Source organism: Bacillus sp. 166amftsu (genome assembly GCF_900107445.1).
GTDB lineage: Bacteria > Bacillota > Bacilli > Bacillales > Bacillaceae_G > Bacillus_A > Bacillus_A arachidis.
Genome location: NZ_FNQA01000001.1, coordinates 449,695 through 469,235 on the forward strand (window position 1 = coordinate 449,695; position 19,541 = coordinate 469,235).

The 19,541-nt window shown below is 35.7% G+C and carries 24 protein-coding genes, 1 pseudogene and 2 riboswitches; of the genes and pseudogenes, 10 read left to right on the top strand and 15 right to left on the bottom strand.

Annotated features, from left to right (window positions below; all coding sequences use genetic code 11):
- Nucleotides 1–409 precede the first annotated feature (409 nt).
- On the bottom strand, nucleotides 410–865 hold the full coding sequence (locus BLV40_RS02515; protein WP_090687328.1) for an RDD family protein: 456 nt from the start codon (nucleotides 863–865) through the stop codon (nucleotides 410–412).
- A gap of 145 nt (nucleotides 866–1,010) precedes the next feature.
- Between BLV40_RS02515 and BLV40_RS02520 the strand changes: the two genes are divergently transcribed.
- Complete coding sequence (locus tag BLV40_RS02520) at nucleotides 1,011–1,451, top strand: DUF3997 domain-containing protein (RefSeq protein ID WP_090687329.1); 441 nt, start codon at nucleotides 1,011–1,013, stop codon at nucleotides 1,449–1,451.
- A gap of 34 nt (nucleotides 1,452–1,485) precedes the next feature.
- On the opposite strand, the gene BLV40_RS02525 is transcribed toward BLV40_RS02520, so the two are convergent.
- The 3 genes and pseudogenes from BLV40_RS02525 to BLV40_RS29045 form a co-directional block, all read right to left on the bottom strand.
- The gene (locus BLV40_RS02525; protein WP_026590140.1) at nucleotides 1,486–1,671 is read right to left on the bottom strand and encodes a hypothetical protein; all 186 of its coding nucleotides are present in this window, start codon (nucleotides 1,669–1,671) and stop codon (nucleotides 1,486–1,488) included.
- A gap of 80 nt (nucleotides 1,672–1,751) precedes the next feature.
- Entirely contained in the window at nucleotides 1,752–2,501 is a 750-nt protein-coding gene (locus BLV40_RS02530) for a hypothetical protein (RefSeq protein ID WP_026590139.1), read from the bottom strand.
- Between the two features lie 188 nt (nucleotides 2,502–2,689).
- Nucleotides 2,690–2,812 (bottom strand): annotated as a pseudogene (locus tag BLV40_RS29045) (DUF4184 family protein); the annotation flags it as partial.
- A 419-nt stretch (nucleotides 2,813–3,231) separates the two neighbouring features.
- Here BLV40_RS29045 and BLV40_RS02545 point away from each other — a divergent pair.
- Nucleotides 3,232–3,990 carry an AAA family ATPase gene (locus BLV40_RS02545; protein ID WP_090687335.1) on the top strand — a complete coding sequence of 253 codons (759 nt, stop codon included), beginning with the start codon at nucleotides 3,232–3,234 and terminating at the stop codon, nucleotides 3,988–3,990.
- Between the two features lie 64 nt (nucleotides 3,991–4,054).
- Here the strand turns inward: BLV40_RS02545 and BLV40_RS02550 are convergent, their stop codons facing one another.
- The 3 genes from BLV40_RS02550 to BLV40_RS02560 all read right to left on the bottom strand — a co-directional run bounded on the left by BLV40_RS02550 (nucleotide 4,055) and on the right by BLV40_RS02560 (nucleotide 6,234).
- Entirely contained in the window at nucleotides 4,055–5,230 is a 1,176-nt protein-coding gene (locus tag BLV40_RS02550; protein ID WP_090687337.1) for an acetyl-CoA C-acetyltransferase, read from the bottom strand.
- A 141-nt stretch (nucleotides 5,231–5,371) separates the two neighbouring features.
- Complete coding sequence (locus BLV40_RS02555) at nucleotides 5,372–5,821, bottom strand: NUDIX hydrolase (protein ID WP_026590136.1); 450 nt, start codon at nucleotides 5,819–5,821, stop codon at nucleotides 5,372–5,374.
- 119 nt (nucleotides 5,822–5,940) lie between these two features.
- Nucleotides 5,941–6,234, bottom strand: a complete 294-nt coding sequence (locus BLV40_RS02560; protein ID WP_026590135.1) for a DUF3928 family protein — start codon at nucleotides 6,232–6,234, stop codon at nucleotides 5,941–5,943.
- Between the two features lie 384 nt (nucleotides 6,235–6,618).
- Here BLV40_RS02560 and BLV40_RS02565 point away from each other — a divergent pair, with 384 nt between their 5' ends.
- The gene (locus BLV40_RS02565; protein ID WP_026590134.1) at nucleotides 6,619–7,236 is read left to right on the top strand and encodes an ImmA/IrrE family metallo-endopeptidase; all 618 of its coding nucleotides are present in this window, start codon (nucleotides 6,619–6,621) and stop codon (nucleotides 7,234–7,236) included.
- Between the two features lie 126 nt (nucleotides 7,237–7,362).
- Here the strand turns inward: BLV40_RS02565 and BLV40_RS02570 are convergent, their stop codons facing one another.
- On the bottom strand, nucleotides 7,363–8,124 hold the full coding sequence (locus BLV40_RS02570; protein ID WP_090687339.1) for a DUF1129 domain-containing protein: 762 nt from the start codon (nucleotides 8,122–8,124) through the stop codon (nucleotides 7,363–7,365).
- Between the two features lie 2 nt (nucleotides 8,125–8,126).
- Nucleotides 8,127–8,456 (bottom strand): PadR family transcriptional regulator, encoded by a 330-nt coding sequence (locus BLV40_RS02575; protein ID WP_026590132.1) that lies wholly within the window; start codon nucleotides 8,454–8,456, stop codon nucleotides 8,127–8,129.
- A 196-nt stretch (nucleotides 8,457–8,652) separates the two neighbouring features.
- Here BLV40_RS02575 and BLV40_RS02580 point away from each other — a divergent pair, with 196 nt between their 5' ends.
- Nucleotides 8,653–9,429: a 3-hydroxybutyrate dehydrogenase gene (locus tag BLV40_RS02580; RefSeq protein WP_026590131.1), complete on the top strand. Its 777-nt coding sequence runs from the start codon at nucleotides 8,653–8,655 to the stop codon at nucleotides 9,427–9,429.
- Between the two features lie 56 nt (nucleotides 9,430–9,485).
- Here BLV40_RS02580 and BLV40_RS02585 read toward each other — a convergent pair whose 3' ends face one another.
- The 4 genes from BLV40_RS02585 to BLV40_RS02600 all read right to left on the bottom strand — a co-directional run bounded on the left by BLV40_RS02585 (nucleotide 9,486) and on the right by BLV40_RS02600 (nucleotide 13,128).
- Nucleotides 9,486–9,647: a YvrJ family protein gene (locus BLV40_RS02585; protein ID WP_017151057.1), complete on the bottom strand. Its 162-nt coding sequence runs from the start codon at nucleotides 9,645–9,647 to the stop codon at nucleotides 9,486–9,488.
- Between the two features lie 69 nt (nucleotides 9,648–9,716).
- Nucleotides 9,717–10,778 carry an S-methyl-5-thioribose-1-phosphate isomerase gene (mtnA, locus tag BLV40_RS02590; protein WP_090687340.1) on the bottom strand — a complete coding sequence of 354 codons (1,062 nt, stop codon included), beginning with the start codon at nucleotides 10,776–10,778 and terminating at the stop codon, nucleotides 9,717–9,719.
- On the bottom strand, nucleotides 10,775–11,959 hold the full coding sequence (gene mtnK / locus BLV40_RS02595; RefSeq protein WP_026590129.1) for an S-methyl-5-thioribose kinase: 1,185 nt from the start codon (nucleotides 11,957–11,959) through the stop codon (nucleotides 10,775–10,777). Before mtnK ends, mtnA begins: the two co-directional genes overlap by 4 nt.
- Before the next feature lie 90 nt (nucleotides 11,960–12,049).
- Nucleotides 12,050–12,191, bottom strand: a riboswitch (SAM riboswitch).
- A 73-nt stretch (nucleotides 12,192–12,264) separates the two neighbouring features.
- Nucleotides 12,265–13,128, bottom strand: coding sequence for a carbon-nitrogen family hydrolase (locus BLV40_RS02600; protein ID WP_139265489.1), 864 nt, complete (start codon nucleotides 13,126–13,128; stop codon nucleotides 12,265–12,267).
- 14 nt (nucleotides 13,129–13,142) lie between these two features.
- Here BLV40_RS02600 and BLV40_RS02605 point away from each other — a divergent pair, with 14 nt between their 5' ends.
- From BLV40_RS02605 to BLV40_RS02630, 6 genes are all read left to right on the top strand, one after another.
- Entirely contained in the window at nucleotides 13,143–14,333 is a 1,191-nt protein-coding gene (locus BLV40_RS02605; RefSeq protein WP_090687342.1) for a pyridoxal phosphate-dependent aminotransferase, read from the top strand.
- A 52-nt stretch (nucleotides 14,334–14,385) separates the two neighbouring features.
- Nucleotides 14,386–14,491, top strand: a riboswitch (SAM riboswitch).
- Nucleotides 14,492–14,555: 64 nt separating this feature from the next.
- Nucleotides 14,556–15,800, top strand: a complete 1,245-nt coding sequence (mtnW, locus tag BLV40_RS02610; protein ID WP_090687344.1) for a 2,3-diketo-5-methylthiopentyl-1-phosphate enolase — start codon at nucleotides 14,556–14,558, stop codon at nucleotides 15,798–15,800.
- Nucleotides 15,797–16,456 (top strand): 2-hydroxy-3-keto-5-methylthiopentenyl-1-phosphate phosphatase, encoded by a 660-nt coding sequence (locus BLV40_RS02615; protein ID WP_090687345.1) that lies wholly within the window; start codon nucleotides 15,797–15,799, stop codon nucleotides 16,454–16,456. Before mtnW ends, BLV40_RS02615 begins: the two co-directional genes overlap by 4 nt.
- Nucleotides 16,453–17,091, top strand: coding sequence for a methylthioribulose 1-phosphate dehydratase (locus tag BLV40_RS02620; protein WP_090687347.1), 639 nt, complete (start codon nucleotides 16,453–16,455; stop codon nucleotides 17,089–17,091). The genes BLV40_RS02615 and BLV40_RS02620 overlap by 4 nt, the downstream gene beginning before the upstream one ends.
- The gene (locus BLV40_RS02625) at nucleotides 17,069–17,581 is read left to right on the top strand and encodes a cupin domain-containing protein (protein WP_026590123.1); all 513 of its coding nucleotides are present in this window, start codon (nucleotides 17,069–17,071) and stop codon (nucleotides 17,579–17,581) included. The genes BLV40_RS02620 and BLV40_RS02625 overlap by 23 nt, the downstream gene beginning before the upstream one ends.
- A 346-nt stretch (nucleotides 17,582–17,927) precedes the next feature.
- Nucleotides 17,928–18,203, top strand: coding sequence for a hypothetical protein (locus tag BLV40_RS02630; protein WP_026590122.1), 276 nt, complete (start codon nucleotides 17,928–17,930; stop codon nucleotides 18,201–18,203).
- A 119-nt stretch (nucleotides 18,204–18,322) separates the two neighbouring features.
- Here BLV40_RS02630 and BLV40_RS02635 read toward each other — a convergent pair whose 3' ends face one another.
- Both BLV40_RS02635 and BLV40_RS02640 read right to left on the bottom strand, forming a co-directional pair.
- Nucleotides 18,323–18,655, bottom strand: a complete 333-nt coding sequence (locus tag BLV40_RS02635) for a DUF3909 family protein (protein WP_090688288.1) — start codon at nucleotides 18,653–18,655, stop codon at nucleotides 18,323–18,325.
- A complete protein-coding gene (locus BLV40_RS02640) occupies nucleotides 18,655–19,539 on the bottom strand; it encodes an NAD(P)-dependent oxidoreductase (protein WP_026590120.1) in 885 nt (294 codons plus the stop codon). The genes BLV40_RS02635 and BLV40_RS02640 overlap by 1 nt, the downstream gene beginning before the upstream one ends.
- Between the last annotated feature and the right edge of the window lie 2 nt (nucleotides 19,540–19,541).

The window sequence follows — 19,541 nt, forward strand, 5'->3', positions numbered from 1 at the left end:
TTACTGTTATATTGATCAAAAGCTAGACCGATAAAAATAAGTATCACCCAAAAAAGCAAGCTACTGCCCGTCATTTTGATCACCCCTTTGTTATATAACATGATTGTTCCATTTATTATATCATTTTCTTAATTTTCAATCTAATGTACAAAAAAATAGAATATGTTAAAAAGTTTGCCTTCGCTTACTTTCTAACATATCCTACATCAATATGGAGGGTACTATATAGGAGATGTCCGCCCTATATGAACTCCATTATATCAATTAAATTCATCGAATTTTGTAAAAATTTAAAAGTGTATAGAATTTTTTTACATCTCCTAAATTTCTTCCTTTTTGAATAACATATTGTCACTCAAAAAGGAAGAACTACAAAATATAATCCTTTATCTTTCTATTCTATTATTCTTTAAACAAGACTCATCACTTTCGTTTTCATAATTATATCATGGAAACCACAATTATCATGACGGAACAACATCATGTATACATTACAAATAGATGGTATTCCAAGTAGCAATATGTTCGGTAATAACCATACAAAGAAACGTATTGTTATCGTTTGAATTGTTAACTTTTCACTTGTTAATGATATAAGTCTTATTCTTGTTATTTTCTTGCCAATTGTACAACCGTTCCATATAAATGGAACAAGAATAAAATATATAGCCATTAATATTAAAACAAGCGCAAGATCATATCGATAATCACCTAAGCTTATATTAAAGCGATTGAAAATGGCTCCATAATTTCCCGTTACAATTGCCACAACCGCCCCATACATCACCGAGATTAGAAACATATCGATAATGGAAGCACCTATGCGATTCATTACCACCGCTGGACGATGCATCTTTAACTTCATTTTATGTCGACTCCTTTGTATCCTACTTTACCTGTCTCATAGTACCATTTCTAAAAACCATTGTAAATAACTCATATATTGGCGTTTCTTTTCCTTTTCTTGTACAATGTGTTTACAACAAGCATTTTATAAGGAGGGCCTCATATTGAAGCGATTGATGACCGTAATCGCCATTATATTATTGACTGGTTGCACAACAAACTCTAATAGCCATTCAGCTTACACCATCAATGACGAATATGAACTAGTAAAAACTTCCAAAAATGCATTTGAACTTTTCCCAACACAAGATGCTGTATATGCTACACAATATGTCCCAGCTAAAATTGTAGAAATTGCTTGGGACGATATATATATTATTGCAAAACAAATTGAAGAAAAATCTGACCCAAACAACCCAGAATCTAGTATTACAAATAAGCAGAGCGAATATTATTGGATTATTGATATGAACAACAATCGTCGCTTTGGTCCTTATAATGAAAAGCAATTTCAGGAACAAAAAGAAGCATTTCGAATTTCTGAACAATTACAAGCCATAGAAACTTATTTAAACGAACAAAACAAACAGTCCTCAAGCACATAAAAACGGCTGTTTGTTTCAAAAATGGTATACTTTTTCAGTCCATTTGTTGATTTTGATAACTTGGATGTTCCTCTTTTATCGTGATAACAGTACCGCATTTTTTACAAATTTCTACCTCAGCGACTGTTTGTGCAAATAAAGTAAGATAGTTTTTTTGGTCTGGTGCTATCGTTCCTTTTTCTATTTCTTTACTACCACATTCGTAACATCTTTTTTCCATTTTTCTTCCCCCTTTGCACTTTATAATACATTCGCTTTGATTTGACAAATTTCCTGTTCATTTTCTATACAAAAAACATCTCACTTAGACAGTGAGATGTTAAATGTTTGCGGTTCTGCAACAATGTCATGTGTTTCATTCGATACAAGAACATCAGTTGTAAATGCGATTTGAGTAATCTCTTTGTTCTCATCATCGAGTATTAATCCAATTATCCCTTCCCTTGTTTCACCTCGCTTATACTCTTCTTTTGTAACATTTTTCGTGTCTACAAGCGTATCCTCTTCATATAAGAAGTTTTGTTTTGGGACATTGAATTGCTGTGTTCCATTAATCGTGACATCATTTATAGAGAAAAACTGCATGTCTTTATCTCCGCTATTTTCTACCTTATATGTAATTTCCACATAGCGCACTTTATCTGCAATATCTTTTCCACTTAACGAAGCGTACAACTCAGCATCTTCTCGATTAACTTTATCTCCAAGTCTACGCTGCACTTCCTCTGGAGTTAATGCTGTATATACCTTCAATGTATCTTTTGCATCTTGACTCATTTGTGATAATGCGATAACTTTTACATCTTGCACATGAATTTTCATTGGAAGTACTTCAAATGTTTGATTCACATGTTTTAGTTGTTCTAATTTAAATGTACCCCATCCTTTTTCTTTTACAGCCTGTCCAACTTTCTTTAATTCCTTGCCACCATACTCAGTTGTTTCTGGAATAGTTTCTTTCTTTACCTCTTTTTTTTCTTCCTTTTGAAAACATCCACTGAGCAAAACGATAGAACTACATAAAATACAAATACTTTTCCATACTTTCATCTTCTTATTACTCCTAACGCTCTTATTCATAATTAACTAGATTATTCCTTTACTTTATATACTGCTGAAACAATGAATATCCCCAAAAAACACTTGTAATTCTGGATACTATTATACTCCCGATTTGTAAAATTTGAAAATACAGGTCTAACAATGCATGAGCAGTAAACACGCCAAGCAGTAAGTTCAAATAAAAAACCTAACCATATATGTCCAATAACACCGTTCGGCTGAAAATGTAAAACATATTCAAAATCGGGCGCCATGCTTCCTAATACTAATGCTGTCACTGAAACATATCTTGGTTTCATGCAAAAGGGAATGACAGCAGTCAGATGTGCAAATACAGCCTATGTTACTTTCCTTCTGAAACTAAAAAATCTTCCTATGTAAGACATCCTCTATCATAACGATATCGATTCTTTATATGCAATACTTATTTTGACATTGGAATATCTATACTTTAAATGATATAATCTAAATGTAATTTTTAGGAAATAATTAAGTGACATGATGTTGACACTCATACTTGTATTTTTTCTATGGAAACATATAAAAATAGCACAGTATATTCCAAGTTTACTAAGTTTTATTATAAATAGAAACACATATGACTGGGGCGAGTTAGGTTTCTCTACTTTACAATTTGTTATTTTATTTGCAAGTTGTCTGACTCTTGTATTTGCTTCTATATTAGAAACAAAATCTTCAACGGATTGAGGTATATAGTTTGAATGAACATACAACCTTTCTAAAGAGCGTCTCCTTACAAAAAGAACATATTCCTACTTTTTCCGTGTATCCATATTGTTTGCCTGCCATCCGAACATTACAATCACTCGATTTCCACCCTAATGTCACATTTATTATTGGAGAGAACGGAACTGGGAAATCTACATTGTTAGAAGCCTTAGCCATCGCTTTAGGGTTTAATGCAGAAGGTGGAACAAAAAATTTTCGTTTTGCTACTCATGATTCGCACTCACCCTTACACAAATATATTCGAGTAGCAAAAAGCTTTGTTGCACCAAAAGATGGATTCTTTCTACGCGCGGAGTCGTTTTATAACGTTGCTTCTTACATTGATAAGATTGACACAAATGAGGATGCAGCTTTAGGGAATAAGATCATCGATTCATACGGAGGTATATCCCTACATGATCAATCTCATGGTGAATCATTCTTTTCTTTATTTATGAATCGCTTTTCAGGACAAAGCTTATACATTTTAGACGAGCCTGAAGCAGCTTTATCTCCAATGAGACAGCTTTCTATGCTAATTCGTATGCACGAGTTAGCAGAACAAGGAGCACAATTCATTATCGCTACCCACTCTCCTATTTTGATGGCCTATCCAGAGTCGAGTATATATTCGTTCTCACAAGAAGGAATCACTGAAACAACCCTAGAGGAAACTGAGCATTATCAAACGATGAAACTCTTTTTCGAGAATCGCGATCGCTTGTTTCATCATTTGTTCCAATCATAAAGCAAAAGATAATATTGCTCGTTGATATCAAAAAAAGAAGAAGCAGCAAGCTGCCTCTTCTTTTTTATAGTGCTTCTATAAATAACGCTACCCCAATGCCACCACCGACACAAAGGGATGCAATTCCCTTTTCTAAACCTCTTCTTTTTAATTCGTGAATTAAACTTACCGTAATACGTGCACCTGTACAACCAATTGGATGCCCAAGTCCAACACCACTTCCGTTGACATTTACTTTCTCACGGTTTAAGCCCAGTTCCTTCTCAACCGCTAAGTATTGTGCCGCAAAGGCTTCATTGATTTCTAATAAATCAGCATCTTCTAATAACCAATTTACTTTCTCTAAACCTTTACGAATTGCTGGTGCTGGACCAATCCCCATAATTTTCGGATCTACCCCAGCTACAGAATAACCAACGATTCTAGCTAATGGTTGTAAGCCTTTCTCCCTAGCCTTTTCTTCACTCATTAATACTAAAACCGCACTTCCATCATTAATACCTGATGCATTCCCTGCAGTTACTGATCCACCTTTACGAAATGCTGGCTTTAACCCCGCCAATTTTTCAGCTGTAATATCTGCACGTGGATGTTCATCTTTTGAAAATACTACTTCTTTTCTACGCTCTTTTATTGTAATAGGAACAATTTGATCATCAAAATAACCTGATTCAATTGCCTGAAGAGCTAATTGATGACTACGCAACGCAACTTCATCTTGTTCCTCTCTTGTAATTTCATATTGCTCAACTAAATTTTCCGCTGTTTCCCCCATCATAATATGGTGGATTGGATCTTCTAAAACTTCCCACACCGTATCACGAATCTCTCCATGTTGAAGACGCTGTCCCCATCGGTGTTGTTTTAATGCATAAGGACTTGAGCTCATCGCTTCTACTCCACCCGCAATAACAACCTCACTTACACCTAACTGAATTTGCATTGCTGCTGACATAATCGCTTGCATACCTGAAGAACATTGACGCTGAATCGTATAACCTGTAACCGTTTCTGGAAATCCTGCTGCTAATGCAGCTGTTCGCGCTGTATTTGCTTCATCTGTTCTTTGAATACAATGTCCTAAAATGACTTCATCCACTTCATGAGGTTCTACTCCACCTCTTTTAACAGCTTCTTGAAGTACAGGAACAACTAATTCTACTGGTGTTACATTTTTTAGCGCTCCCCCAAAAGTTCCAATTGGCGAACGAACTGCAGCTGTAATGACCACATTATGCATCTTGCACTTGCCCCTCTCTTATGTACCCTAGTAAGTTTTTGGATGGAATAACATAAGATGTATATCTAAATTTATCATACTACAAACATACCAGAAAAATCAAAAAATTTAATATAATAAAAATAGAGAGAATCTTCCTCTCTATTCGGTCAATGCGTATAAAAATTTTTGCAAAATTTTCTCTGTTGTTTTATTTAAATTAGGTAATTTTTCAGCTGGAAAATACTTAAGATCCAGACTTTCTTCATCAAGCTCTATTTCACCACTTATATGATGCGCTTGGTATAGATGAATCACATTATAAATTTCATCCCCATTTGGATAGCGATAATATACATCTTTCCCAGAAAGAACACCAAGAAATTGCAACGTCTTCACTTCTAATCCTGTTTCTTCAAAGAACTCTCGCCGAGCCGTTTCTTCCGTTGTTTCACCTAACTCCATTGCACCACCTGGTACACCCCAATCATATGTATCCGAACGATATTGAAGCAATACTTCTTGTTTTTCATTTAAAACAATTACTGCCGATCCTACAAGAATTAACGGCCTTGTACCGACTGATTTTCTTAATTCTTCAATATATCCCATTGCAAACCTCTCCTTTCCTCATCCTTCCTTATCATAGCAAACTTTCTTATTTTTTTGTGTGATGAAAAAAATATTCCTACTAGCAAAAAAAGGGAGCATTCGCTCCCTTTTCATTACTTTTATTTTCGAAAACTTTCATATTTAACTGCTTCAAATGCCTTTTCAATCTCTTCATTTCTATAATGAACATATGTAAAACGTCCTAATTCTACTAATCGAGAGATTTCTTGTAATGCCTTTTGCTTTTCATATGTCTCTTTAATCATTACATGTACATAAAATTTCATAAGTGGATGTTCATATAAAGTTTCTCCAACCTCCACATATACATCCTCTACCCCTTGTACCACTCTTACATAACTCGCAAACTGATAAACGGCTTCTCGATCTGACACAATTTTTAATGTGTACATATATTCTCCCCCTTTTCTTTTACTATATCAGAATGAATAACATATAATTTAATTAAACTATGAATATTTTCCGACTTCTTCCGCTTATTCTTATATCCATATTATTCATTCATCTGTATCTTCTCAGTTAAAAACACAGCTATCCACAAAAGAAAATTTTAATCACTCATTATCAATCGGACTTTTCCAAACGGTTCTCCCACCTTATTTCTTTAGGTAGAGTCTTACTTCCTGTTAACATAGGATAAAACACGTTGTATACAATATTTTCCCAGCAATTCCAACCCATCAAAATACACCTAATTTATAAGGATTATATCCATACACAATCGTTTCCTTTCACATAATATATTAATAAACTATTTTCCATTTGAGGTGTTTCTAATGGATCCGTACGTAAATATATGTATTTGCATTGCCCCAGGCTCCGATATTAAAGACCACCGTATCGCCAAAGACTTAGCAATCGCTGAATCAATATGGCACCCCATTTCATTTCAAATTAAAGATGTCATTATACTAAATGAAGCATTTAAATTTCATGATGGTGAAATTAGCTATATGGATTCTGTCCGAAACCAGCCTAAAGTTTCTTCCTTTTTTAACACCTGTTCATCAGAAGTTCCCGATTGTGATATTTATATTTGTTATATCGGAAGTAATTACTTTAAAGAACAATCCGTCATTGCATGTGCCTATTCATTTGTTATAAACCAAATCCTTACAGGTTATATCATCCTTACTAACGCTGCTTCTCCTATGAAAAATATATATACACTTGCACATGAAATGGGGCATATTTTATTTACAAGGCGGATTAACGGAAAGCTTACCCATGCAGATCCGCATTCTCCAAACGGATCTGAACACCACCCTTCTTCAAGTAATCTCATGTATCCAATTGTTCCTCGTCCTGACAAAGTACACATTGAATCTTTATTAACAAGTGAACAGAAAAATCTCGCTTTGCAAAGCCCTTTATTACACACAAAAAAACAGTAACAATACTATTACTGTTTAAAATCATATATTGGCTGCACAGAAAACAGCTCTCACTCAAGACCCCTGTATACTATTTCTTTGGAGATATTTCCGCATGTACCCAAAGCAGCCTTTTTCCTTATACCCCTAATTGACACTTTTTCGCTCTTCTATTTTCATAGACCACCTCAATAATCCATATAAACTAGCATACATAAGTAAAACTTCTATCACTCCCCAGTATGGATTTTGTTTTCCTAACTCTTTAAATGCAAACATAATTGATAATGGAACAATTAACACAAAGATTCCAATCCAGCCAAGTGCATATACTTCGCCAATAATAAGTAGTAAAAAGATAATTGCAGCTAGTATATAGCTTTGCATAGTAGACAATTGTAAGACAGGAGTTCCATACCATTTATTAACAAACATTAATAACACTAGTAATACAATTGGAATCATCACTATTGCATAAATAATCCCAAATTCTTTTAATTTGCTTTTGAAAGACGACATCCGAAATGCAATAATTGTCCCAATAATAGTAATCATTAAAACGATTGGATATCCAATTAATTGTACATTTGTTAATGCAAATTGATGATTTGGATTATTAAACAAAATATTAGTTAGTAACCAATATCCACCAACCCCAATCATCATCCCCAGAATGCTCCTTATACTCCCTCCTTTATCTGTCTCCATTTCTTTCGCCAATTCATCTGCATACTCTTTCGGCGAATCTCCAAAAATATCCCTTACCCTCTTCCCCCGTTTCTCTCCTTCAATTAAATGAAGCTCTGCATCTTCTAAAAATGCATTTATATCTTCTTCCTTCATTCCTTTTGTTAACAAATACACTTTCATATCTATTAAAAACTTTTCTCCTTCTTTAGAAACGTGCATTATCATCTTCTCCCCTTTCCTTTTAGTAAACGTTCTACACTGCTTTGCATCACTTCCCAGCGTTCCATAAATTCATCAAGTGCATCTTCACCTTTTTCTGTTAATGTGTAATATTTTCGCTTCGGACCAGTTGAAGATTCTTTCATTACGCTCGTAATTAGCCCTTCCTTTTGCATCCGTATTAATAATGGATAAATACTTCCTTCACTTGCCATAGTAAAACCATACTTAGCTAGTTTTTCACTCATTTCATATCCGTATATCTCTCCTTCAGAAATAATTGCAAGGAGACAGCCTTCTAAAATCCCTTTCAGCATTTGACTTGTCGACATAATTCAAATCCTCCCTCTATCTTGTTTTACAAGATAGATAAGCATAAGTATCTTGCTTTACAAAATAGTATAGCAAAAGCTATTTTGCAAAACAAGATAGCTCAGTATATTTTTCCAAATCTTTGCAGGATTTTCATTACATTCCCTCTAAATAGAGCAATAAGGTAAATCTTATATATAAAGGAGTGCTCTCATCATGGTTACAAATCGTGTCGTCTTTTTAACAGGTGCTGCAAGTGGTATTGGTTATGAAATGGGAAATGCATTTGCAAAAGAAGGAGCAAAAGTGGTGATTAGTGATCGTCTTGAAGATCGTGCAAAAGAAGCTGCTGAACAGTTACGCAAGGAAGGATATGAGGCAATCGGTCTAAGATGCGATGTGACATCTGAGCAAGAAATATCCGAAGCGATTTCTGAAACTATTACTAAATTCGGCTCACTTGATGTATTAATAAATAATGCTGGTATGCAACATGTCTCACCAATTGAAGAATTTCCAACCGACAAGTTTGAACTTCTTATTAAAATTATGCAGATCGCACCGTTCATTGCCATAAAACATACTTTTCCAATTATGAAAAAACAAAAGTATGGGCGGATTATTAATGTTGCCTCTATTAACGGACTTGTCGGATTTGCCGGGAAAGCTGCCTATAATAGTGCGAAACACGGCGTAATTGGTTTAACAAAGGTTGCCGCGTTAGAGGGAGCTACCCATGGGATTACAGTAAATGCTCTCTGCCCAGGTTATGTGGACACACCACTGGTTCGAAACCAACTCCAAGATTTAGCAGCAACAAGAAATGTTCCACTAGAGCGTGTATTAGAAGACGTTATTTATCCACTCGTACCACAAAAACGATTGCTAGCTGTAGAAGAAATTGCTAGTTATGCTTTATTTTTAGCAAGTGAGAAAACAAAAGGAGTAACTGGTCAGGCTGTTGTTATAGATGGCGGCTATACATCACAGTAGCTCTTTTTTGATTGCAAAAAAAGGCTTATGCTTCTTGAAAGCATAAGCCTTTTCCCTCACTTCGTTTCATGCGGAGCTTCATATCTTGTCATCTGTTGTGGTAATTTCTCAATTGCAACAATTACACCATCTAATTTACTTTCAATACGATGCAGTAAATATAACGTCACAACGATTGGAAATCCAACATTACCGATCATAGATATCCATTCCTCCATCTACTTCCCCTCCTTTCTTTTACATAAATAAGCAAAAGAAAGGAAATTTGGCAATAAAAAAACAAGCTACTATATATTAGCTTGTTTTTCAAATAATAAAGCAATCTCTACTGCATAATCCCCTTGTAGAATTCCCTTTTCAGTAATAATTCCCGTAATAAGATCATGAGGAGTTATATCAAATGCAGGATTATAAACATTGACGCCCTTTGGAGCAATTTGTTTTCCAAAAATCTTTGTAACTTCAGATTCGTCACGTTCTTCAATCACAATTTCAGCACCCGTTTTCTTCGTAATATCAAATGTAGAAAGTGGAGCAGCAACATAGAAAGGAATATGAAAATACTTTGCTAATATAGCTAAATTCAAGGTTCCTATTTTATTTGCTGTATCACCGTTCGCGACAATTCGATCTGCCCCTACAATTATAGCAGTAATATGTTTTCTTCGGATCACATGAGCTGCCATATTGTCTGTAATGAGTGTTACATCAACACCAGCTTGTTGCAATTCCCATGTAGTAAGACGCGCTCCTTGCAAGACAGGTCTTGTCTCACATGCATAAGCATGTAAGCTTATCCCACGCTCCTTTCCAATATAAAACGGAGCTAGTGCTGTTCCATAACGAGCCGTAGCAATACTTCCAGCGTTACAAATCGTTAAAATATGATCTCCATCTTTAAATCTAGTTAAAGCATGTTCCCCAATACTACGGCACACATTTTCATCTTCTTGCTGAATTTTAAGTGCTTCCTCTTCCAACATTTTTCTCGATTCTTTAATTGTTGTTGCTTCCTTAATAGAGCTACTCATACGATCAATTGCCCAAAATAAATTAACAGCTGTCGGACGTGCGGTTGCTAAATAATCACAATCGCGTTTGAAAAATTTTTTAAACTCAGTGATATTCATAGCATTATATTTTTTTGCTGCAAGCGCTAAACCAAAAGCAGCTGTAATACCAATTGCAGGTGCCCCGCGTACTTCTAACATAACGATACTTTTCCATACATCTTCAATACTATTCAATGTTTTATATTCTACAACATGTGGTAATCTCGTTTGATTTAATAAAGTAATAGAATCTCCCTTCCAACTTACAGAACGCGGAACAGCAACTGTTGTGCTCATACTCTTGCCTCCTCTCCAGAAACAATATATCGAAATATTGTTTGAAACACACGAACATCTGCATTTGTTGCTTCATGTAATAGTAATTCTCTTCCTAAGTATAACGCTTGTTTTTTTGCTTGAATTCTTCGACTTTTATTCTTAATCCCATCTAAATCTACTACATGTGCTAATCCAATTGTTCGACGAATGATTTCACAACCAGCAAATCCAACTGCGTCAGCAAAAATATTTTGTAGCACAATCGCAAGCCATTGTTTCTCCTTTGTATACGGTTCTATCCCTTCTAATAGCCATAGCTTCGTGAATACTTCTACAAAATTACTCCATGTTTTTTCAATATGATAGAATAAAATATCTCGTTTCTCGTCTTCCCTTGCTAGTGCATTCAACAATAAATTTGCAATAAATTGACCAAGGTCAAATCCAAGAGGTCCAAATGTTGCAAACTCCGGATCAATTACCTTCGTTTCAGAAGATGATGAAAAAATACTACCTGTATGTAAATCACCATGAATTAACGCTTCTTTTCTCGTTAAAAATTTATATTTATACTGTGCTACCTGTAATTTTAATTTCTTATCACACCAAAGTTCATCTAAGACAGGTTGCAATTCTTTCTCATAATCGTTTGTTTCATAGTTTCCAAACGGATCTGTAAACACAAGATCTTCTGTAATTTTACAAAGATCAGGATTTACAAACTTTCCGTCTAACACCCTTTTCTCTTCTGCTAGTAGGCCAAAATCTGACGTATAAAACAAAACATGTGCTAAGAAGCGCCCAATATGCTGAGATAAAAGCGGATATTCTTCCCCTTCAACCAATCCTTTACGAGTAATTGTAAAAGCCGATAAATCCTCCATTACTGTCACAGCTAATTCTTCATCATGACCATATACTTTTGGTACATATTCTGGTACGTATTTTGCAAAAACTTGCAATGCTTGACTTTCAATCGTGGCCCTTCTTACCGAAAGTGGCCAGCTTTCTCCAACGACTTTTGCATATGGAAGAGCCTGTTTTACGATAAGGCCGCTTTCTCCATCATGGACCCTGAATACATAATTCAAGTTCCCATCTCCTATTTCATGACAAGTTAGCTTTGCGTCTGTCCTAAAGTATCCATGCTCTTTTACATACTGAGCTGCTGTTTCTATTGTTAATGAACGATATCCCATTTTCTTATCCCCCTTTTTTAATGCAGAGGCTTTTCATCATAAGAAAAACCTCTTCCCATGAAGAAAGAGGTTTGAAGTTTATCTTCTCCCCTCTTATCTGTCAGAAAGCTATTCTTTCTGCTGGAATTAGCACCGTGCCTTTTTGGCGCATAAGCGCCCCATCTCGCAATGGTATTACGGTCGGTTGCTGGGTTTCATCGGGCCAAATCCCTCCACCTGCTCTTGATAAGAGTTGCATGATTTATTTGAATTTTTAACTTTCTGCTACAGACTATAACAAGAATAAAAATCATTTGTCAATATTTTTATTTATATAATTCTGGACGTCGATCGGCAAATACAGGAATTCCCTTACGCACTTCTTTAACTTTTTCTAAGTTTAGCTTCCCATGCAAAATTGATTCTTCTTCTCCTGCTTCTACTACAATTTCCCCCCATGGATCAACAATAAGAGAATGTCCAGCAAACACATTATGTGGATCCTCTCCTGCTCTATTACACGCAACCACATAACATTGATTTTCAACCGCTCTTGCTTGAAGGAGTAAACGCCAATGAGCTAAGCGAACAAGCGGCCATTCTGCTACAACAAATAACACATTTACCCCTCTTACAGTATAAACACGCATCCATTCTGGAAAACGAATATCATAACAAATCACACCACCACACTGTACACCATCCAATGTAAATTCTCCTGTTTCACTCCCCCCTATTAAATAGTTATGTTCATTCATCAACTGGAACAAATGGACCTTGCTATACTCATTTTGCAGTCTCCCCTCACGATTCACTATATACATCGTATTTGTAACACCGTGCTCTGTTTGCTTCGCAATGGAACCACCGACAATATTTACATCATATTTCTGTGCCCATTCTGAAAGAATCTGTTTTGTTTGGATCCCATCTCCATCTGCAATTTCCGGAAGCCTTTCTAAATCATAACCAGTCGTCCAAAGTTCAGGTAATACGATAATATCTGGTGTTCCTTGCATCGCTTCTTCTATTTTTTTCTTTGCATTTCCAATATTTATTTTTACATCACCAAAAGCAATATCCATTTGAATACATGCGATTTTCATTTTATCCACCTCATTTTCAATTTTCCCTTTACAAAAACTTGGAAAGGCTATATTATTTGTCACTAGAATTGTAACAATTTTCAAAAGAGGTGGAAAGTATGAAACATTTTCAACCTTCCAGGGTTGTAACATCCTTACCAACACAGTTTTTCGCTTCACTTGTTGCAAAAGTTAACAAAGTGGTGGAAGCAGGTCATGATGTTATCAATCTAGGACAAGGCAATCCAGATCAACCAACACCGCCGCATATCGTAACAGCTTTACAACATGCAGCAGAAAAAACAGTTCACCATAAGTATCCACCATTTCGCGGGCATGAAAGCTTAAAAAAAGCCTTTGCGGCGTTCTATGAACGTGAATACGGAGTCAAAGTAAACCCTAAAACAGAAGTAGCTATTTTATTTGGTGGAAAAGCAGGGCTTGTTGAATTACCGCTTTGTTTCACAAACCCGGATGATACAATTCTGGTACCCGATCCAGGATACCCTGACTATTTATCAGGTGTCGCTTTAGCAAAAGCAAACTTTGAAACAATGCCATTATTAGCAGAAAATAATTTTTTACCAGACTATGCAAAAATTGATGAATCTATTGCCAAACAATCAAAATTAATGTTTTTAAACTACCCTAATAACCCGACTGGTGCTATTGCATCAAGAGAGTTTTTTGAAGAAACAATTTCCTTTGCCAATAAACACGATATTTTAGTCGTGCATGATTTTGCTTATGGTGCAATTGGCTTTGACGGCAACAAACCAACGAGCTTCTTACAAGCAAACGGTGCAAAAGATGTTGGCATTGAGATTTATACATTGTCAAAAACATTTAATATGGCTGGTTGGCGAATCGCCTTTGCTATCGGTAACGAAAGTGTCATTGAAACAATCAATGTATTGCAAGACCATATGTACGTCAGCATTTTTGGTGCTGTACAAGAGGCAGCTTGTGAGGCGCTATTAAGTTCACAAACTTGTGTGAATGAACTTGTTGAACGCTATGAATCACGAAGAAATACACTTATTACAGCTTGTTGTTCGATTGGCTGGGATGTTCTCGCACCAAATGGATCATTTTTCGCATGGCTTCCCGTTCCTAATGGTTATACATCGGAACAATTTACTGACTTATTGTTAGAACAAGCGCACGTAGCAGTTGCACCTGGAGTTGGGTTCGGGAAACATGGCGAAGGCTACGTTCGTGTTGGATTATTACATACAGAAGAGCGACTACAGGAAGCTATTCAACGAATCGATAAATTGAAAATTTTCAAAAAACCGTTGACATCGTAAAAAAACTCTGTCAAAATTCAGATATCGTAAAAATTAAAACATTTCAAAATACTTCTTATCAAGAGCAGGTGGAGGGACGAGCCCGACGAAACCCGGCAACCGATCTACAATTGTAGGCACGGTGCTAATTCTCGCAGCGTTACGCTGACAGATAAGGAGCTGGTTGTAAAAAAACCTCTCCTTAGCTGAGAGTTTTTTTTATTTAACTAGGAGGTTATGAAAATGAGCGGAATAACAGCAACCTATTTAATCCATGATGATTCTCTTCATTTAAACCAAAAAGCAGAGCAAATCGCTCTCGGTTTGACAATTGGTTCATGGACTCATCTGCCACACTTATTACAAGAACAATTAAAACAACATAAAGGCAACGTCATTCATGTCGAAGAGTTGGAAGAGCAAGAGCGTGTAAATACGTATCTTGGAAAAAAAGTAATACGTGGACTCATTAAAATTCATTATCCATCAGTAAATTTCAGCCCGGATTTACCGGCTATTTTAACAACAGCATTTGGAAAATTATCGCTAGATGGCGAAGTTAAACTAATTGATTTAACAATTTCAGATGACTTAAAAGAACATTTCCCTGGTCCTAAATTTGGCATTGAGGGAATACGAAATCTCTTACATATTCACGACCGTCCACTTCTGATGAGTATTTTCAAGGGAATGATCGGTCGCAATATAGGATATTTAAAAACCCAACTGCGCGATCAAGCAATTGGCGGTGTAGATATTGTAAAAGATGATGAAATCTTATTTGAAAACTTATTAACACCGCTCACAAAACGAATTTCTGCTGGAAAAGAAGTATTACAGTCCGTATACGAAACATACGGTCATAAGACTTTATATGCAGTAAATTTAACAGGTCGTACCTATGATCTTAAAGAAAATGCAAAACGCGCTGCCTCAGCCGGTGCAGATATTCTTCTATTCAATGTATTCTCATATGGATTAGATGTACTGCAATCACTTGCTGAGGACGATGATATACCTATTCCAATTATGGCACATCCTGCTGTAAGCGGCGCATACGCTTCATCGGAATTATATGGATTCTCTTATCCATTACTACTCGGAAAGCTGCTTCGTTATGCTGGTGCAGATTTCTCTTTATTTCCATCATCATACGGCAGTGTTGCATTAGAAAAAAAAGAAGCTCTTCTTATTACAAATGAACTAATTGAAAAAGATCCGTCTTTAAAACGAAGCTTCCCTGTTCCATCGGCCGGTATTCACCCTGGTTTTGTTCCATTTATCCTTAGTGATTTTGGCAAGGATGTTGTCATTAATGCAGGTGGTGGTATTCATGGTCATCCAGCTGGGGCACAAGGCGGTGGAAAAGCATTTCGAGCAGCGATTGATGCTACTTTGCAAGGAACACCATTGCATGAAGCAGGTAACACTGATTTACATGTTGCACTGCAATTATGGGGAAATCCATCTCACAAGGTGACACTATGAGTCTTCAAATTTTTTGTGACTTCGATGGTACGATTACGAACAATGATAATATCGTTGCTATTATGGAGAAATTCGCTCCACCAGAAGCTGAAACGATTAAACAAAAAATTCTATCACAAGAACTTTCTATTCAAGAAGGTGTTGGAGAGATGTTTTCCCTTTTACCTACAAGCTTACAAAATGACATCACTACTTTTATAAAAGAAACAGCGGTGATTCGAGCTGGATTCTCAGAGTTTGCACAGTTTGTCCAAATAAATCAGATTTCACTTCATATTATATCCGGAGGAATGGATTTTTTCGTCTACCCTCTTCTCAAAGGATTAATCAACCCAGATCATATTTATTGTAATACGACTGATTTTTCGGGGGAAACAATTCAGGTAAACTGGCCCCATCCGTGTGATGAAGATTGTAAAAACAAATGCGGTCTGTGTAAATCGACACTGATTCATCAATTAAGTTCAAACGGTGATTTTAATATTGTAATTGGAGATTCAATTACAGATTTACAAGCTGCGAAACTTGCTGATAAAGTATTCGCTCGTGATTTTCTCATTACAAAATGCCGAGAATATCAAATTTCCTATACGGCATTTGAAACGTTTTATGACATACAGATAGAAATTAAGCAATTGTTGGAGGTGATAAAATGAAACAACTTTTTCGCCAATGGGAAGAATTGAGTAAACTAAAGAAAGAATTAACGGATCGTAACTGGTTTCCTGCTACAAGCGGAAACATTTCAATAAAAGTAAACAATGCTCCAACTACCTTTCTTATTACAGCAAGTGGAAGAGATAAAACGAAAACTACACCTGATGATTTTCTATTAGTTGATCATACTGGAAAGGCTGTTTTAGAAACCGATTTACGTCCTTCAGCAGAAACATTGCTGCATACTCATATTTACAATCATACAGAAGCTGGATGTGTCTTACATGTCCATACAATTGATAACAATGTAATTACAAACGTATACAACAAAGAAGTTTCATTTTCTAATCAAGAAATCATTAAAGCTCTTAATATATGGGAAGAAGGGGCCTCTATCAAAATTCCGATTATTGAAAATCATGCTCATATTCCAACGTTGGGAGAAGATTTCCGAAAACATATTCATGGTGACGCTGGAGCCATACTAATTCGCAACCATGGTATTACAGTTTGGGGAAAAGATAGCTTTGACGCAAAGAAAAGACTAGAAGCATATGAGTTTTTATTCCAATTTCATATAAAACTATTATCAATTCAAGGAGGCGTTTCCTATGGCGCAAATTCGTATTCATGAAATAAATACCCGTATTGAAAATGAAGTGGAAGTGCAGCAATTTTTACAAGGAGAAGGCGTTTTATATGAGAAATGGGATATTTCAAAACTTCCTGCTCATTTAGAAGAAAATTACTCCTTAACTGATGAAAACAAAAAAGAGGTTTTAACAGTATTCTCCAATGAAATTGCTGATGTTTCAGAACGTCGAGGCTATAAAGCACAAGATGTTATTTGCCTATCAAATGCAACGCCTAGCCTTGATGAGTTATTAATTAACTTTAAACAAGAGCATCATCATACTGACGATGAGGTACGCTTTATTGTCAGTGGGCATGGTATTTTTGCCATCCAGGGTAAAGATGATCGTTTCTTCGATGTTGAGCTTGAGCCTGGTGATTTAATCTCTGTACCTGAAAATACAAGACACTATTTTACTTTACAAGATGATCGCCAAGTTGTAGCCATTCGTATTTTTGTTACAACGGAAGGCTGGGTTCCTATTTACTAAGGTAGTTAGTTGAATAAAAGGTACTGGATCCCCTTTTCCATCCTTTTATTCACTCTACATATATACATCCTCCTATGGAACAGGCTTATTTCACAAATATGAAATAAGCCTGCTTTTTTATTTTCTCTTGCTTTGTAATATCTCCTGATGGATGTAAATTCATCATTAAAGATGAATGATGTCTACCTCGTTTTTTTATTTTTCACTTTATCAAGTATGTTTCTCAATAAAATTTGAACATTTTTTGAACATTTTTTGAATTTTTTCTGAAAATTCTGTTTAAATTGTGATATAATACAAATAATAGAAAATGAAGTGAAAAAACTGCAAAAAGAGGGGGAAGAACATGAATTTAATTATAGCACTTATACTTGGGGTTACTTGTGGGGCTATTCCTGCTATTCTCGGGGCAATTATGGAGGAATTAGAGATTGGTATCTTCGGTTTTGTAGCATCCTCTGTAAGCGCTTTACTTTTTGGTTTGTACGGTGCTATTCCTGTCGCTATTCTCTTTGCATTATATATATTACGTCACGCTCGTACAAAGCAATTTAGTCGCAATCATATGGCTCAGATCATTCCATTTCCAATCGAACGCTCTCGCCGTGCTTCTAGCTTATAATTCCATTATTATATCCCCACCATACATCTACTTTAATATAACCTGCCTTTGTCAAAATTAGCTTCCAATTTTCCCGAAAAATATGTTAAAAATAAAAAAGTCCTCAAGTGAGGACTTTTTTATTTATTTAATTCCAAAAACTGGAACAGTTCTTGTAAATGAAGAGCATCTTCTCCGTAGCTAACAGATACATAACATACCCCATCAATTTCAGCATGCATATATAAATCGATACCTTCACGGTCATACTTTAAAGCTAAATAAAATTCCATTTCTTCTAGCATCTTTTTTGCTGTTCGAATAACATAATGACCATTTTCATCACGCCCATATTCAAATGTTGGCTCAAAATCATACTTTTGTTTAAATGCCGCTTGTTGCTTATCATTAATCGGCATACAAATTGTACGTTGCACAGCATCAACCATTCCATCAAATTTTTCTAAATTCATCATATTCCTCCCCCTATATATTTTTTATATAATACTTGTGTTCCACTGTCTTCCTCTCCCGATTCTACTAGTTGTTCATATAAATCTTTCGCAAGAGTTAAACCCGGTACAGGTAATTCTAATTTTTCAGCCTCATCTAATGCAATTTTCATATCCTTCATAAAATGTTTCACATAAAATCCTGGTGCAAAATCCTCTTTTAACATACGTGGAGCTAAATTACTTAATGACCAACTACCGGCTGCTCCAGTTGAAATACTTTGTAATACTTTATCTGGATCTAAACCTGCTTTCTTTGCATATGCTACCGCTTCACAAACTCCTATCATATTAGAAGCGATTGCAATTTGATTACACATTTTTGTATGCTGCCCACTTCCTGCCGGGCCCTGTAGCTGAATGTTTTTCCCTAGTTTCTCAAATAAAGGTAAACAAACTTCATATACTTCTTGATCTCCACCAATCATAATGGCAAGTCTACCTTCTTTTGCTCCAATATCTCCTCCCGATACCGGCGCATCTAGCGTATATACATTCTTTATTTTTCCAGCTTCATATATACGTTTCGCTAGCGTAGGTGTAGATGTTGTAAAATCAATTGCAATTGTTCCTTCATTTGCATGTTCGAGAATTCCTTCTGTTCCAAAATAGACTTCCTCTACATCATGCGGATATCCTACCATCGTCATAACAACATCTACATTCTTTACCAATTCTTTTGGTGAATCACACCAATTTGCTCCTTCTTTTAATAAAGAAGTTGCTTTTTCTTTCGTACGGTTGTACACATATACTGTATAACCACTTTTTAATAAATGATGCACCATACTTTTCCCCATAACACCTATGCCAATAAAACCAATTGATGAAATTACTTGTTTCATCT